General features: G+C 36.6%; 13 protein-coding genes. 7 read left to right on the forward strand and 6 right to left on the reverse strand.

What is annotated here, in order from left to right; all coding sequences use genetic code 11:
• Window positions 1-36 precede the first annotated feature (36 nt).
• The 3 genes from menD to PQ459_03240 form a co-directional block, all read right to left on the reverse strand.
• Window positions 37-1,701, reverse strand: coding sequence for a 2-succinyl-5-enolpyruvyl-6-hydroxy-3-cyclohexene-1-carboxylic-acid synthase (gene menD, locus PQ459_03230; protein WDF47504.1), 1,665 nt, complete (start codon window positions 1,699-1,701; stop codon window positions 37-39).
• A 162-nt stretch (window positions 1,702-1,863) separates the two neighbouring features.
• Complete coding sequence (locus PQ459_03235) at window positions 1,864-2,904, reverse strand: PA0069 family radical SAM protein (protein ID WDF47505.1); 1,041 nt, start codon at window positions 2,902-2,904, stop codon at window positions 1,864-1,866.
• A gap of 248 nt (window positions 2,905-3,152) precedes the next feature.
• Window positions 3,153-3,350, reverse strand: a complete 198-nt coding sequence (locus PQ459_03240) for a hypothetical protein (GenBank protein ID WDF47506.1) — start codon at window positions 3,348-3,350, stop codon at window positions 3,153-3,155.
• 189 nt (window positions 3,351-3,539) lie between these two features.
• Between PQ459_03240 and PQ459_03245 the strand changes: the two genes are divergently transcribed.
• Genes PQ459_03245 through PQ459_03270 form a run of 6 tightly spaced genes read left to right on the forward strand, consistent with a single transcriptional unit; the run spans window position 3,540 to window position 9,852 of the window.
• The gene (locus PQ459_03245; protein WDF47507.1) at window positions 3,540-4,859 is read left to right on the forward strand and encodes a 2TM domain-containing protein; all 1,320 of its coding nucleotides are present in this window, start codon (window positions 3,540-3,542) and stop codon (window positions 4,857-4,859) included.
• A gap of 15 nt (window positions 4,860-4,874) precedes the next feature.
• On the forward strand, window positions 4,875-5,180 hold the full coding sequence (locus tag PQ459_03250; protein ID WDF47508.1) for a 2TM domain-containing protein: 306 nt from the start codon (window positions 4,875-4,877) through the stop codon (window positions 5,178-5,180).
• Window positions 5,161-5,463 (forward strand): 2TM domain-containing protein, encoded by a 303-nt coding sequence (locus PQ459_03255; protein WDF47509.1) that lies wholly within the window; start codon window positions 5,161-5,163, stop codon window positions 5,461-5,463. The genes PQ459_03250 and PQ459_03255 overlap by 20 nt, the downstream gene beginning before the upstream one ends.
• 17 nt (window positions 5,464-5,480) lie before the next feature.
• A complete protein-coding gene (locus PQ459_03260) occupies window positions 5,481-5,780 on the forward strand; it encodes a 2TM domain-containing protein (GenBank protein WDF47510.1) in 300 nt (99 codons plus the stop codon).
• A 40-nt stretch (window positions 5,781-5,820) separates the two neighbouring features.
• Complete coding sequence (locus PQ459_03265) at window positions 5,821-6,564, forward strand: LytTR family DNA-binding domain-containing protein (protein ID WDF47511.1); 744 nt, start codon at window positions 5,821-5,823, stop codon at window positions 6,562-6,564.
• A gap of 30 nt (window positions 6,565-6,594) precedes the next feature.
• The gene (locus tag PQ459_03270; protein WDF47512.1) at window positions 6,595-9,852 is read left to right on the forward strand and encodes a YCF48-related protein; all 3,258 of its coding nucleotides are present in this window, start codon (window positions 6,595-6,597) and stop codon (window positions 9,850-9,852) included.
• Window positions 9,853-10,193: 341 nt separating this feature from the next.
• Here the strand turns inward: PQ459_03270 and mnmA are convergent, their stop codons facing one another.
• Window positions 10,194-11,381: a tRNA 2-thiouridine(34) synthase MnmA gene (gene mnmA, locus PQ459_03275; protein WDF47513.1), complete on the reverse strand. Its 1,188-nt coding sequence runs from the start codon at window positions 11,379-11,381 to the stop codon at window positions 10,194-10,196.
• Between the two features lie 316 nt (window positions 11,382-11,697).
• On the opposite strand from mnmA, the gene PQ459_03280 reads away from it, so the two are divergent.
• Window positions 11,698-12,222: a hypothetical protein gene (locus PQ459_03280; GenBank protein WDF47514.1), complete on the forward strand. Its 525-nt coding sequence runs from the start codon at window positions 11,698-11,700 to the stop codon at window positions 12,220-12,222.
• Between the two features lie 113 nt (window positions 12,223-12,335).
• On the opposite strand, the gene PQ459_03285 is transcribed toward PQ459_03280, so the two are convergent.
• Window positions 12,336-12,920 carry a Crp/Fnr family transcriptional regulator gene (locus tag PQ459_03285; protein ID WDF47515.1) on the reverse strand — a complete coding sequence of 195 codons (585 nt, stop codon included), beginning with the start codon at window positions 12,918-12,920 and terminating at the stop codon, window positions 12,336-12,338.
• 50 nt (window positions 12,921-12,970) lie between these two features.
• Window positions 12,971-15,493: an ATP-dependent Clp protease ATP-binding subunit gene (locus tag PQ459_03290; GenBank protein ID WDF47516.1), complete on the reverse strand. Its 2,523-nt coding sequence runs from the start codon at window positions 15,491-15,493 to the stop codon at window positions 12,971-12,973.
• Between the last annotated feature and the right edge of the window lie 25 nt (window positions 15,494-15,518).

Consider the following 15,518-nt stretch of genomic DNA (forward strand, 5'->3'; position numbering starts at 1 on the left):
CTACGGAATGACAATATTATGTTTTAGTAAGTCACACTATTTCAATTCCATAAAATACTGCTTCAAAATATCCGCATTATTACATTCAGAAGTCATTACTTCCAAAATCTTTGGTTTCGGATTGGGTTTGAAGAAGTTAGGTAAAACGCGGTCAAGCGTGATTTCGTCTTCAACTTTCGTGTAATCAAAACCGAAATTTTTTGCTAATAATTCTGCGTTTCTGTTATGTTTGGTAGCGATAAATTCATCCAAAGCGTTGGTTCCGCTTGGTCCAGGAATGATTTTGAAGATGTTTCCTTCTGCATTGTTGAAAATCACAATTCTCGTGTACGGCGGAATATATTGGTTCCAAAGTCCGTTGATGTCGTAGAAAAATGACAAATCTCCAGTAATCAAAATCGTAGGTTCATCTTCCATCATCGCAAATCCCATCGCGGTAGAAGTACAGCCGTCGATTCCGCTGGTTCCTCGGTTACAATAGACGTCGTGCTTCTGATAATCAAACAATTGCGCATATCGAATCGCTGACGAATTGGAAAAATGAATCTTGTAATTCTCAGGAATTTGAGTGGCCAAAAGCTTAAACAAATAAAAATCTGAGAAAGGTGCCTTGTTCAAAAACTCCTCGTGTTTCGCATCTTTTTTGTCCTTCAAAACGTCCCAAAGATTGAAAAATGGTCTTGGTTCCAAGTTGATGGCTTTCAACAATTTGGAGAAGAAAATCTCAGCTTTGGTTTCTATTTTTTGCGTTAATGCGTAGTAAGTGTCTGGTTGCCAGTATTCATCGATGTGCCAATGTTGCAGTGGCTTGGCTTTTCGAAGGAATTGTTTCACGCGTTTTGAAACTACATTTTGTCCGATTGTAATTAACAAATCCGGTGCATAAGTCCTGAAATCTTCTTCAGTAAAATCTGTGATATATCGGTCGATGTGGGCAAAAAATTTCTCGTGCTGAAGATTGGAATTCATTTCCGTTAAAATTACAACGGTATGATTTTTAACCAACTGAGAAAGTTGCGCTTGCAATTCTGGATTTGGCGCCAATGTTCCGGCAAGAATCAAAATTCGTTTGGAAGTGTGCCAATCTGAGACCAAGTTTGTAGGAAGCTCGTAAGCTTTTTTCTGGATTGTTTTTTCGACGATTGGCAAAACCGGCAATTCATCTACCAAGTTGTAAAGTGGCTCTGTCAAAGGAATGTTGATGTGAACCGGACCGCTTTTTTCGATGCAAAGTTCAACCGCTTTTTTGATGGTTTCGAAGTTGTAATCTTCTGCGCCGTCTTTCTCATCTTCCAGCAATTCGAAATCGCCGTAAGAGTGTTGCTGGAAAATATTTTTTTGTCTAATCGTCTGTCCATCAAATAAATCCACAAAATCCGAAGGTCTGTCTGCTGTCAAAATCAAAAGTGGAATATTCTGATAAAAAGCTTCCACAACAGAAGGGTAATAATTGGCAACCGCAGAACCGCTGGTACACGTGAGCGCAACAGGTTTTTTGATAGATTTCGCAATGCCCAAACCAACAAATCCAGCCGACCTTTCGTCCACAATACTGTAACATTGAAAGGCATCAATCTCAGAAAAATGAATCGACAAAGGCGCATTTCTGGAACCTGGAGAAATAATGATTTTATCGATGCCGTATTGTTCAAGAATATGTGCTAGAATTTGGATGCTTCGTTTTGCGGAATATTGCTTCATTTGTGAAAACTTACTATAATAAATATATTATTTTAAACCACATAGAAACATAGCACTATTTATTCTTGAATTTTAAGTTAAAATAGATTTTGCAGATAGATACTATTGTGTCTATGTGGTTTTTTATTATGCAAATCTAATCAAAAGCATTGGAAATTTTGCCTAAAACAATCGCAATTGTTGCGCTCTGCTTCCCGTAAAATGTTCGGTTGTGAGACTTGCTCTTTCCTGATTTGCAAAAAACTTCTTCTTCCCGATTTCAAATGTTTTATGAATCATCTCTGCAATATTTCCTTCACCTTGATAACGCTGGAAAAATCGTTTTTCACCAAGATTTCCGCCTCGCATCGAACGGATGAGATTTAGAACTTTATCTTTTCTATCAGGGAAATGGGTTTCCAGCCATTGGATAAAAACGGGTTCGACAGTGTCATTCAATCTGACCAAAGTGTAACCGCAACTTCTGGCGCCCGCTTCGGAAACCGCTTTCATTATCCCAAGACTTTCGTCGCTTGTCAAACCCGGAATGACTGGCGCAATCATCACATTCACGGGAATGTTTTTCGATGATAAAACTTCTATGGCTTTCAGTTTATTTTTTGCAGTTGAAGTTCTTGGTTCCATCACACGTCGAAGTTCTTCATTGATGGTCGGAATGCTCAGCGAAACGGAAATCAGATTTTTCTCCGCCATTTTTTCGAGAATGTCAATATCTCTCAAAACCAAAGCGTTTTTGGTAATAATGGAAACCGGATGTCTGTAATCCAAACAAACTTGCAGCAGCTTTCGCGTGATTTCAAATTGTCTTTCAATCGGCTGATAACAATCTGTATTGCCAGAAAGCATAATGGTTTTTGGAACGTACGATTTCTTCTGAAAGGTTTTCTCTAAAAGTTCCGACGCATTTTTCTTGACCATCAATTTTCTTTCGAAATCTACGCCTGCGCTGTAGCCCCAAAATTCGTGAGTTGGTCGTGCGAAGCAGTAGGAACAGCCGTGCTCGCAACCTTGGTACGGATTCATCGAATAATCCATCATCAGGTCTGGACTTTTGATGACGTTGATGATGCTTTTCGGGAAAACTTCTGTGACTTGTGTTTTGATTAAATCCAACTCAAAATCTTCCGGTTCGTGGGTGAATCGGTCAAATTTGTTGACAACATTTCGTTGAGCGCCTTGCCCTTTTGGGATGAAATCTGACATTTTGTAGTGGAAAAAATAACGCAAAGGCACAAATTAAAGTGTCATTGAACTCATATTAAGCCGCAAATATTTGCGACTTATAGAAGCTTTGAAATAGAAACTTCTGCCTTTGCGTTAAAATTGATTGGAAATATTATCTTCAAAATTATCACTAGAAAAATAAAATCTCTCTTAAAATTCCGGAAAGTTTTCCACAAAAAAATCCGGCTCTTGAGAACCGGAAATCTGTATAATTAAAATAGTGTGTGTTATAAAAATGCGTCCAACTCTACGCCGTCATCCGCTGCTGCATAAGGACTTCTCTTGGAATTCCCGAATAATAGATGATGGTCAGAATAATCGCTGTTGTAAACTCTGTTTCTTAAATATTTTCTCGCCACCAAAACGCCCAGAACAGCTGCTGTCCCGAAGATTCCGGCAAAGATGATTTCTACGTTTCTCTTCATATTCTTAAAGATTAATATTTTTTTCCAAGCAAAAGATGTTCCTTTTTGATTGGCCAAGCTCAATCTTATCAAAAATTTAAGATTCTGAACGGCAGTTTTTACAGTTCAGTCGGTTTTTTTAACAATTCGGTCATATATAATTGCTTAACTTTTCTTTCTGTCCTAATTTTGAACTCAAGAATTTAAAATATGAATAAGAAATCATTAATAACACTTTCGTGGATTACACTTGGCTCGTCCATTTTTTTCTTCACTTTTTTCTCAAATGAAAAGACTTTGGAAAGCTTTGGTTACAACTTGCTGATTTCTGCAATGTATGCATTCGGATTAGGCTTGAGTAATGGTTTTGTGAATGATTTTCTTAATAAAAAACTATCGTGGGCAGACCAGACCAGGCTTAGAACCATTATTGGAATCGTAGCAACACTGATTGTCAACTTCATTATGGTTTATTTGTGTACTTATTTCAACTATGTGGTCATCCAAAAAGTGGCTACTGCAGAAGATATCTTTTCCAAAAAATACACTTTTAGCATTTGGTTTATGATAAATTTTGCGTTGATGATTTCGGCCTTCCTTCACGCCAAAGGTTTTATGGAAGAGTTGAAGAAAACTTCCAAGAAGGAAGTCGTGGAACAGAAACTCATCGCCAAATCTGCCAACGCCCAATTCGAATCTTTGAAGAACCAGTTGGACCCGCATTTTCTCTTTAATTCGTTGAATGTTTTAACCGCTTTGATTGATGAAAATCCGGAACAGGCGCAGAAGTTCACAACATCGATGTCGAAAATCTATCGATATGTTCTTGAACAAAAAGATAAGGAAATGGTGAAAGTAGAGGATGAGATAGAATTTGCTAAAATCTACTGCAACCTTCTGAAAACCAGGTTTGAGGACAGTGTCAATTTCACTTTTGACGTCCATCCTGATGATTTGCAAAAACAGGTTGTGCCGCTTTCATTACAATTATTACTCGAAAATTGCATCAAACATAATTTCGCCACATCCTCAAAACCATTGAATGTCAGAATCTTTACCGAAGGGAAATTCCTCTGCATCGAAAATAATCTTCAGGTCAGAGAGCAACTTACAGAAAGCGCGGGAATCGGCTTGGCAAACATCGTTCAGCGATACGCACTTCTTACGAAAGACAATGTTTATATAGAAAAATCAGAAGAAAATTTCAAAGTCAAAATACCAATCTTAATAGAAAAAAACTCACAAAAAATGACAACTTACACCTCACAAACCACAGAAAACGCAGCTTACGAAAAAGCGGTAAAAAGAGTAAAAGAACTGAAAGGTTTCTACGGAAATTTAATTTCCTATTGCATCGTGATTCCTTTTTTGGTCATTATCAATCTCATCACGTCGCCTAGAGAAATCTGGTTCTACTGGCCAATGTTAGGCTGGGGAATTGGATTGGCAGCGCACGGAATGAACGTTTTCGCCATCGGTAAAAATTGGGAAGAAAAAAAGATTCAGGAGATAATGAACAATCAGAAATAACTAAAACAGATAACAATGGAACAAAGCAATAAACAAAATCCACGTTACGAAATGGCTGTGGAAAGAGTCAGAAAAATCAAAAAATTCTATACCGGAATCTTGGTTTTTGCAATTGTATTCGGAATCGTTTATGGAATTAAATTTTTCAAGCACGGATTTCCGCAAAACCTAGGAGAGATGCAGGTTTCCTGGATTTTTATCATCTGGGGACTGATTCTCGCAATCAAAGGCATTAAGCTGTTTTTCTTCAATTCCGATTGGGAAAATGATATGATTAATAAAGAACTCAAAAAACAAAACGATGGAAATTATCAAAGATAAAAACGAAATCAAATACCTTGAAGCTAAGAAAAGAGTGAAAAAGCTAAAAGGTTTTTACATCCATTTGACGATTTATGTTCTTGTAAATTTGATGATTGTGTTGATTAATTATCAGGATTTAAAACCTGGCGAAAGCTATTTCAAATGGGAAAATTTCATCACCTTGTTCTTCTGGGGAATTGGTTTGCTGGCACACGCAATGAGTGTTTTCGTTCCTCAATTTGTTCTCGGGAAAAATTGGGAAGAGCGAAAAATCAGGGAATTAATGGACAAAAATAAATGATTTAAAGATTGATTCTTATGGAAAATCAAAAACACGAAGAGAATTCGGATGACAAAATTCGCTATCTAAATGCGCAAAAAAGAGTCGGAGAAATTAAAGGTTTTTATGCTCATTTAATTTCTTTTGTTGCTGTCAATATTGTCCTGATAATATTTAATGTCCTTTACCATCATTTTGGATATATGAAGATAAAAGTAAATCAATTTTATAGCCTCATCATTTGGGGAATAATTGTTCTAATTCACGCTGTGATTGTTTTCTTAGGAAAGGATTGGGAGGAGCGAAAAATTCGCAAATTAATGGACAAAGAAAAATAATAATTTACCTAATTTCGAATCCAATAAAAAACTATAAAAAATGATAAGAACGATAATCATCGAAGACGAAAAACCGGCAGTCAGACGACTCGAGAAATTATTGGGTTTGTTTTCTGATTTAGAAGTAGTTGCAAGCCTTAATTCTGTGGAGGAATCAGTTGAATGGTTTCAGAATAATGAGCATCCGCAACTGATATTTTCGGACATCGTTCTCGGCGACGGATTGTCGTTTGATATTTTTGATAAGGTTTCTACAAAGGCTTTTATCATTTACACAACGGCTTTTGACCAATATACTTTGAAGGCTTTTAAGCTCAACAGCATCGATTATCTTCTGAAACCTATTGAAGAAGAAGATTTGGCAAAAGCAATTGAAAAATTCAAATCTTTCTTACCGGAACAAGGCGCTGTTAATTCACAGGAAATCAGACAGATCGTTAAAAAAGAACAAGCGACACTTTCCCGGATTTTGGTCAAAATTGGTTATAATTTGAAAGTTGTTTCCATTAATGAAGTCAGCTGCTTCTACAGCGAAAACAAAATCGTTTATCTGCAAACCAAAGAACGAAATTTCCCAACAGATTTTACTCTTGATGAACTCGAAAATGTTCTGGAGCCTTCCAAATTTTTCCGTGTCAACAGACAATTCATCATCAGCTCGGATTACATCAAAAATATTCATACGTCTCCTAATTACAAAGTTGATTTGGAATTTCAGCCGGATGAAGAGGTTACGGTTAGCAGAGATCGTGTGAAAGATTTTAAGGATTGGTTGGCTGGATAATAATTTTAGTTAATTTTGCAAAAAAAACTAATGAAAAATTTTTACCTTTTTCTCCTCCTAATATCTAATTTTCTTTTTTCACAAAATTTTGTAAGTTGGGATACCTTAAATCCTAAACCTTCTCCGAATTCAGGAAAGGATGTAATTTTTTTATCAGAATCTGAGGGTTTTTATATTACGGATAAGGAACTGATCCAAACGAAAAATTCCGGGGAAACGTGGCAGATATTAAAGAAGTTAACCTCTGCAAATGATATTGATTTTAAAGCTGACACAGGTCTTATAGTTGGAAACTGGGGAGCTGCATACCTATCAGTTAATAAAGGTGAGACCTGGTCCAATTTAAATATCAATTCTAGCGACAGTTTCACTTACTCAAAAATCATTGATGATGATAATCTCATAGTAGCGTCTAATACCAATATATATATATCAAAAGATAAAGGAAATTCCTGGATACAGAAAAACATTACGGTTTATAGTCCAAGAAAAATATATTTTTTGAACGAAAACGTTGGCTTTTTAGGCACTCTTGATGGGAAAATGTACAAAACTACGGATGGAGGCAATAGTTGGATCCTCAAAAATTCTGTGAATTACTCACCATCCGATTATTTTACTATTTATTTTTACAACGATCAAATCGGATTTGCAGAAAGAGGTCACGGTGAATTGCTTAAGACATCCGACGGTGGAGAAACGTGGATTAAAATCAGCACCGTAAGTGATCAAATCTTTTCTTTTTACTTTGTGAACGAAAATTTAGGTTACGCCACAGGTGAGCACGGTGTTACCTTTATCACCACAAATGGAGGCAATAGTTGGTCTAACATATTTTTTCAGAATGGAAGAATTGGTGGGACAGATATGTATGGTATTTTCTTTACGTCAGATAATAAAGGATATGCGGTTGGATCCAGAGGAAGAATCATTAAAACAATAGATAGCGGTGCCACTTGGACTGAATATTCTCCATTTTATAATGATGTAAATAATGTAAATATTGTTGATAACGAGATTTTTGCAAGGGTAGGTCTGTTTGTGTTTAATTCAAAAGATGATGGAGTAACCTGGAAAAAATTAAATAGGCCTTCTGACTTAATACCAACAAATGACTGGTCATATTCAAGCTTTTCTTCGGGGATGGTTTTTGTAAATAAAAATACTGGTTATCTTGTTGGAGGAACTTATAGCGGTGATTCTAATATTTATAAAACCAGTGATGGTGGAATAAACTGGACGAAACACAAATTTACAAATGACGGTGTAAGATCAATATTCTTTATTAATGAAAATATCGGGTACGCAAACGCTAATAATTTTTATAAAACAACCAATGGCGGAGCATCTTGGGAATTGGTAGCAAACAATATATCTTTTAGCAAAATTAAATTCCTAAATGAAAATCTTGGTTTTGCAACCAACAATAATTATTATAACAGAAGGTTTTATAAAACTACAGACGGAGGCAAGAATTGGAATATTATTGCAACCTATGAATCTGATATAAATGATTTCTTTTTTACAGACGAACAAAACGGTTATTTGATTGGTGGTCCCGATTTGAAATTACAAAAAACAACAGATGGCGGAAATACCTGGAAAAAGTATGAGATCCCATACGGATGGTACAATTTGGTAAGATTTAAAAACAAAAATATTGGGCTGATAGCTACTGAATATGGTCAGATATATTCTACTTCTAATGGAGGAAGGAGCTGGAAATCGGATTATAATTATTACGCCTCCAAGGATATGCTTTTCACTAATGATAATGTATACCTGACCGGTGAGAATGGAAAAGTTTTCAAAGGTTCGCTACAAAATATTCCGGAATTTATTCTAACAACTAATGAGGTTGCTAATATTTCCAATACGAAGGCCGTTTTTACTGGTAGTGCGGCAAGTAATTCTTCTACTATCAATTATCTGATGTTTGAATTTAGCAAAAGTCCTTTCTTTAGTCAGGTATCATATATTGCAACAAGTAAAGAACATATAGATGCAAATGATTCTGATGACCTGTTTACATCTGTTTCTGATCTGGAATCTTCTACAACTTATTATGTAAGATTGTCAGGAATGCATAATGGAGTCAAAGTTTATGGCAATGTTGTAACCTTCAAAACACTTCCGGATTATAGCCTCAGTCTCAATACAACCTATCCTTACTATGCTTCATCTATAGATCTCCATGGTTCGGGAAGCGCTATTGGTAATGATATAAATGATATAGAATTTGAGTACACCGAGAATCAGGAAAATTTTACAAACTCATCTCCATCTACTCCTCAGAATATAGTAGTGGGAAACAGCAATGTTTTTTTAACTGCCAAGCTTCTGAGCTTAAAACCGCAAACGCAATATTATGCTCGTATCAAAGCAAAATATGAAAATGATGTGGTATATAGTAATGTTATCAGCTTCACAACAGCAAAGGAATACGATATTACTTTATATGAAGCATATAAAAGTGGTTCTAATATCTCCTTAAATGCAAATGTTTCTGCAAACGATAAAGATATAACAGACATTACATTCGAATATGGATTCACGAATTTTGAAAATTCTACAAATGCATCTCCTTCACAAGTAAGCGGATCAAATTATGCTTACATATCGACTTTAATAGCAGCAAACATTTTGATTCCAAATAAAAATTATTATGCGAGAATAAAAGCTGTGACCAATGGAAAGACGATATACAGTAATACAATTTTGTTTAATCAGGAGAACATTTTAATTCTTGCAAAAGACCAAAATGAAATCTTATCGGAGACATCAATAAAATTGAATGGACTAGTTAAAACATTTGACTATTATCCAATTACTGACATAAAATTTGAATACGGAAAAACGGAGGATTTAGGAAACGAGTTACCAAGTACACCAAGTTATAGCTATTACAGTACAGCAACATTGAAGATAACTGGTAACTTAACAGGATTAGAAACCAATCAAAAGTATTATTATAAAATATCAGCCAATCAAAATGGTGAGAAGAAATATTCAGATTTATACGAGTTTATAATGACACCACTATATGTGTCTGACATAGATAAAAATGATATTGCAATATATCCAAATCCAGTAAAAGAAATAATTAATTTTAAAAGTTCAAATAATATATCAAAAATCGAAATATATGATTTGTCCGGAAAATTGCTACTGTTTAAATCAGCAGAAAAAATAGAAAATGTGAATATTCAGAATCTCCCAAATGCGATATATATTGTGAAGATCTATTCTAAAGGTGAAGTGATCACAAAAAAAATAATAAAAAAATAATTTTCACTTTGAACTAAAACAACTCCCGAAATTTTCGGGAGTTTTGGTTTGATTATAGTTTAGCTTCTTTTCGTTCTTTCCTCAAGCCACCTTTCTGTGCACGTATTGTTAATTCTAAAATAAACCTGCGACTACTAATAACTTTTTCATAATAAATAATTTTACGTGTTAAAAAATGTTTTTGCTGAGTGATACTGAACAATTAACATTCCTTTATTCATCGTAGTTTAACAGATATAGACAGAACTCGGTTTTGTATCGACGAACGTAAACATTGTATAGACAAAACAGGCTTCACGAAAATTCCGCGAAGCCTGTTCAATTATTTAATTCTGTTTATTTTAAGCAATTACGCCACTTCCAATCAACTCATCGTCGATGTACCAAGCTGCAAATTGCCCTTCAGCAATCGCCGATTGAGGATTTTCAAATTCCATATAAAATCCATCTTCGAATTGATGAATCGTCGCTTTTTCCAAAGTTTGTCGGTAACGGATTCTTGCCATCACTTCCATAGATTCGCCGTTTTTCAATTTCAAATCTTCGCGAACCCAATGCAATTCGGCATTTTCAATTTTCAAAGCTTTGCGGAAAAGTCCGGGGAAATTTTTCCCTTCACCTACGAAGATGATGTTGTTTTCCATTTCTCGCTGGATAATGAAACAAGAGTCCTTGTGTCCGCCAATTCCCAAACCTTTGCTTTGCCCAATCGTGAAAAACTGTGCACCTTGATGCTTGCCAATCACTTTTCCGTCCTCTTTTTTATAATTGATTTTCGCTGATAGATATTCCAGCTCTTCCAATTTTGAATTAAAAGTTGGCGTTTCTTTATGGAATTCAGCAAAATCATTGAAGATTTCCACTATTTCTCCTTCTTTCGGAACAAGCTGCTGTTGTAAGAATGTCGGCAAACTCACTTTCCCTATGAAACAAAGTCCCTGAGAATCTTTCTTGTCCGCCGTTACCAATCCAATTTCTTTAGCGATTTCCCTTACTTCCGGCTTAGTCAGTTCTCCGATTGGAAACAACGCTTTCGACAATTGGTCTTGATTCAACTGACAAAGGAAATAACTTTGGTCTTTGTTAGTATCTTTCCCTGCCAGAAGATGGAAAATCTCTTTCCCATTTTCATCAAAAGTAGAAGTCACGCGCGCGTAATGTCCGGTCGCAACCTTCTCAGCACCAAGCGATAAAGCTGTTTTCATAAAAACATCGAATTTCACTTCGCGGTTGCAAAGCACATCGGGATTTGGCGTTCGTCCTTTCTGATATTCGTCAAACATATAATCCACGATTCGCTCCTTGTAGAGCTCGCTCATATCGATGACCTGATAAGGAATTCCTAATTTTTGTGCGACTAGAAGCGCATCATTACTATCTTCAATCCAAGGGCATTCATCTTCCAATGTCACCGATGCATCGTTCCAGTTTCGCATAAAAAGTGCGATAACTTCGTGACCTTGCTGTTGCAAAAGATAAGCGGTCACGCTAGAATCTACGCCTCCGGAGAGGCCAACTACTATTTTCATTTGATTTCAATTTTACGAAACTCTTGACGGGAGTTCTTAGTTTGAGCTTGCAAAAATACAATTAAAACTTTCGCAAAAAAAACCATAATTTTAAGGATTGATAAAAACGATATTAGCAACATTAATTATTTGGGCAGCTTTATCCGCCTTCCACTCCCAATCTTTTTTGCCAATACTTTCCCACAGCAAAAAAGGATTTCCGTTCAAACCTAACGAAGTGGTTCATCGACTCAAATAAAAAATAAAAACTAGGAGATAAGTCGGGCTGCGAGATTCAACCTTTGAATAAAATGTCAACATAAAAAACATATTAATTATGAAAAAATTGTTCAGTCTTTCCTTAATTCTAATGAGCGTTCTAAACTTTTCTCAAATTGCAATCAGTCCGGAAACGTCGGCCAATCGCTGGACTTTCGGTGGCGGATTGGGCGTGGGTTTCGGTAGTGATAGTTATTTCAATCTGCAGGTTTCTCCAAGAGTCGGTTATAAAATCACAGACCAATTGGAAGGCGGCGTTATCGGAAATGTTTCCTGGCAGACTTCAGATTTTTACAAATCGACAATGTTTGGCGTTGGTCCTTTTATGAATTACTATTTCGCGCGTTCTTTCTTTGTAGGTGCCAATCTTCAGCAATATTTCATTAATTCAGAAGAAAAATTCACAGGGTATAAATTTGATACAGATGAAACATCACTTTATCTCGGTGGCGGCTATATGCAGCCGTTGGGAAATAATGCATTTGCACAATTTGGATTGATGTACAATGTGTTGTGGAAGGAGAGAAGTAGTATTTTCAGTACCGGATTTATCCCAAGTGTGGGATTTGTGGTAGGCTTATAAAAAAAATAAAGTCCTCCTATTTATCATCATTCGTGTTTGGATAGATTTTTTTAGAGGACCTTATTAGGAACTGCAAAGGTAGAATGAATATTCGAAACAAAAATTAACCTTTGTTAATTTCCCTTCAAAAGTCTCTTTTTAATTCTACTAAGTGATACCGGCGTGATTCCCAGAAGTGAAGCAATATATTTCGAAGGCACTTTCTGCAGAACTTTTGCGTTGGCTTCCAGATGTTTCTGATATCGTTCTTCGGGATTCAGGAGTACAAAATCTTCGATGTTTTGTAAGAGAATTCCAATCATTTGCAAGAACATATTGGCCCGCAGATTGTTGATGGTCAAACTTTTTTGAGAACCAAGGTGAATGGCATCATAGGTCAATTCAAATAGTTCGGTCTCACCAATGGATTGGTAAAAATATCTCGAAGGTTGATTGTAGATAATCCCATCATAATTACCGAAAAAACTCTTTTTGTTGTGGAAAAGAATGGTCTTTTCCGCCCCGTTGGCTTCCAAGTGATAAACACGTACAATTCCACTTTTGATGAAATAGACCTTGCGGTTGTTATCTCCTGGCCTGATGTAGATTTCCCCAGATTTGAAGGTTCTCAGCGTGGTGTAAGGCGTAAGGATTTCCACGTCTTCTTTCGTAATTCCTGGAATGTTTTGTAACAAATATTCTTTTGAAGATTCTTCCATAATATAAAAAAGACCACCCGCAAAGGTGGTCTATATAGTTTTGAAATGATTTACTTTACGATTTGCTCTTCTTTCACAGTTTCGCCTTCCAAACCATCTTTAGCTTCATTGACTTTCAGGACAACTGTTTCACCTTCACCAAATTGTTTGTTGACAAGCATTTCAGCCAACAAGTCTTCGATGTATTTCTGGATTGCACGTTTCAGAGGTCTCGCTCCGAAGTCTTTGTCCCATCCTTTTTCGGAAATGAAATCTTTTGCTTCTTCCGTCAATTCGATTCTGTAGCCTAGTTTTTCCAATCTGCCATACAATTTGGACAATTCCAAATCGATGATTCTCTTAATATCTTTTTGCTCAAGAGAGTTGAAGATAATAATGTCATCAATTCTGTTTAGGAATTCTGGCGCGAATGCTTTCTTCAAAGCGTTCTCAATTGTAGACCTTGCTCTTGCATCGGTATTGGTTTTCTTCGCATTGGTTCCGAATCCTACACCATCTCCGAAGTCTTTCAGGTCTCTGGTTCCGATATTCGAGGTCAGGATAATGATAGTATTTCTAAAATCAATTTTTCTACCTAATGAATCGGTTACAAAACCTTCGTCCAAAATCTGCAACAAAATGTTGAAAACATCTGGATGTGCTTTCTCGATCTCATCAAGAAGCACGACTGCGTAAGGTTTTCTTCGCACAGCTTCCGTCAATTGTCCGCCTTCTTCGTATCCAACGTATCCTGGAGGCGCTCCAACCAATCTGGAAACCGCGAATTTCTCCATATACTCACTCATATCGATCCTGATCAAAGCTTCGTCTGAGTCGAATAATTCACGCGCCATTACTTTGGCCAATTCTGTTTTACCAACACCAGTTGTTCCAAGGAAAATGAATGTTCCGATTGGTCTGTTCGGGTCTTTAAGACCAGCTCTGTTTCTTTGGATGGCTTTCACCACTTTTTTCACAGCGTCTTCCTGACCGATAACTTTTCCATTAAGTTTATCATCCATTTGAGCCAATTTATCAAGCTCATTTTTACCAACTTTCGTTACAGGAACGCCACTCATCATAGAGACCACTTCTGCAACACTTTCTTCGGTCACTTCTTCTTTTTTCTCTTTGACATCTTTATCCCATTGTTCTTGGGCAAGATTCAATTCAATTTGAAGTCTTTCTTCCTCGTCTTTCAACTTTCTAGCTTCAAGATAATCCTGAGCTTTTACGGCTTGTTGCTTCAATTCCTTCACTTCTTCGATGCGTGTTTCGTGCTCGATGATCTCGGAAGGAACTTTCATATTTTTGATATAAACTCTAGACCCGGCTTCGTCCATCGCATCAATCGCTTTGTCCGGAAGGAATCTGTCTGTAATGTATCTTGCTGTCAAGTTCACACAAGCTTGGATAGCTTCATCTGTGTAATGAACATTGTGGTGATCCTCATATTTGTCCTTAACCTGATGAAGAATTTGAATCGTTTCTTCAACGGTAGTCGGCTCAACCATTACTTTCTGGAAACGACGTTCCAAAGCGCCATCTTTCTCGATGTATTGTCTGTACTCGTCAAGAGTAGTCGCACCAATACATTGAATCTCGCCTCTTGCCAAAGCTGGTTTGAACATATTGGAAGCATCTAAACTTCCGGTAGAACTTCCTGCGCCGACAATTGTATGCAATTCATCGATGAAAAGGATGACATCGCGGTTTTTCTCCAATTCTGTCATTATCGCTTTCATTCTCTCTTCGAATTGTCCACGATATTTGGTTCCAGCAACCAAACTTGCAAGGTCAAGGGTAATGACTCTCTTTCCATAAAGAACTCGAGAAACTTTTTTCTGCTGAATTCTCAAAGCCAAACCTTCTGCAATCGCTGATTTACCAACACCTGGCTCACCGATCAAAAGCGGATTGTTTTTCTTTCTTCTTGATAAGATCTGAGAAACCCTTTCAATTTCTTTTTCACGACCGATCACCGGATCCAGTTTTCCGTCTCTTGCGAGAGAAGTTAAATCACGACCGAAGTTGTCCAAAGTTGGGGTTTTACTTTTTTGAGCGCCAAGATTTCCCGTCGGCTTTTTCATTTGGCTGTAAGGTTCTTCTTTCTCTTCGTCATCATCATACGCACTATTCTGTGGTAACTGATCAGTGTTTTTCAACATCGTTCTGTATGCTTTTTGCACAGCGTCATAATCGATATCGTAAGCTTGAAGAATATTTGCCGTTGGATCTTCCTGTTTGTACAGAACACCTAATAAAAGATGCACCGTATTGATATCCGAAGATTGATATTGGCGACATTCCAGCTCAGATCTTTTCACGGCCTGATCTGCCATTTTTGTAAAAGAAATGCTTCCCATATTCGCTGTAAACGGATTTGAGTTTACAGAGCTCAGGGTTTCTATTTTTCTCTTTATCTGGGTAAGATCTGCGCTTAGACTTTCGAGGATCTCCTTTGCAGAATTTTCAGTTTTGATGATTCCTAAAAGGAAATGTTCAGTATTCAGAAATTCACTCTGCAAACGCCTTGCTTCATTTTTGCTTTGCTTGAACACGCGGTTCAAACCGTCTGAAAATTTATAATCCATAATTAAAAATTATACACTAAGTTAT

Source organism: Chryseobacterium sp. KACC 21268, from assembly GCA_028736075.1.
Classification (GTDB): domain Bacteria; phylum Bacteroidota; class Bacteroidia; order Flavobacteriales; family Weeksellaceae; genus Epilithonimonas.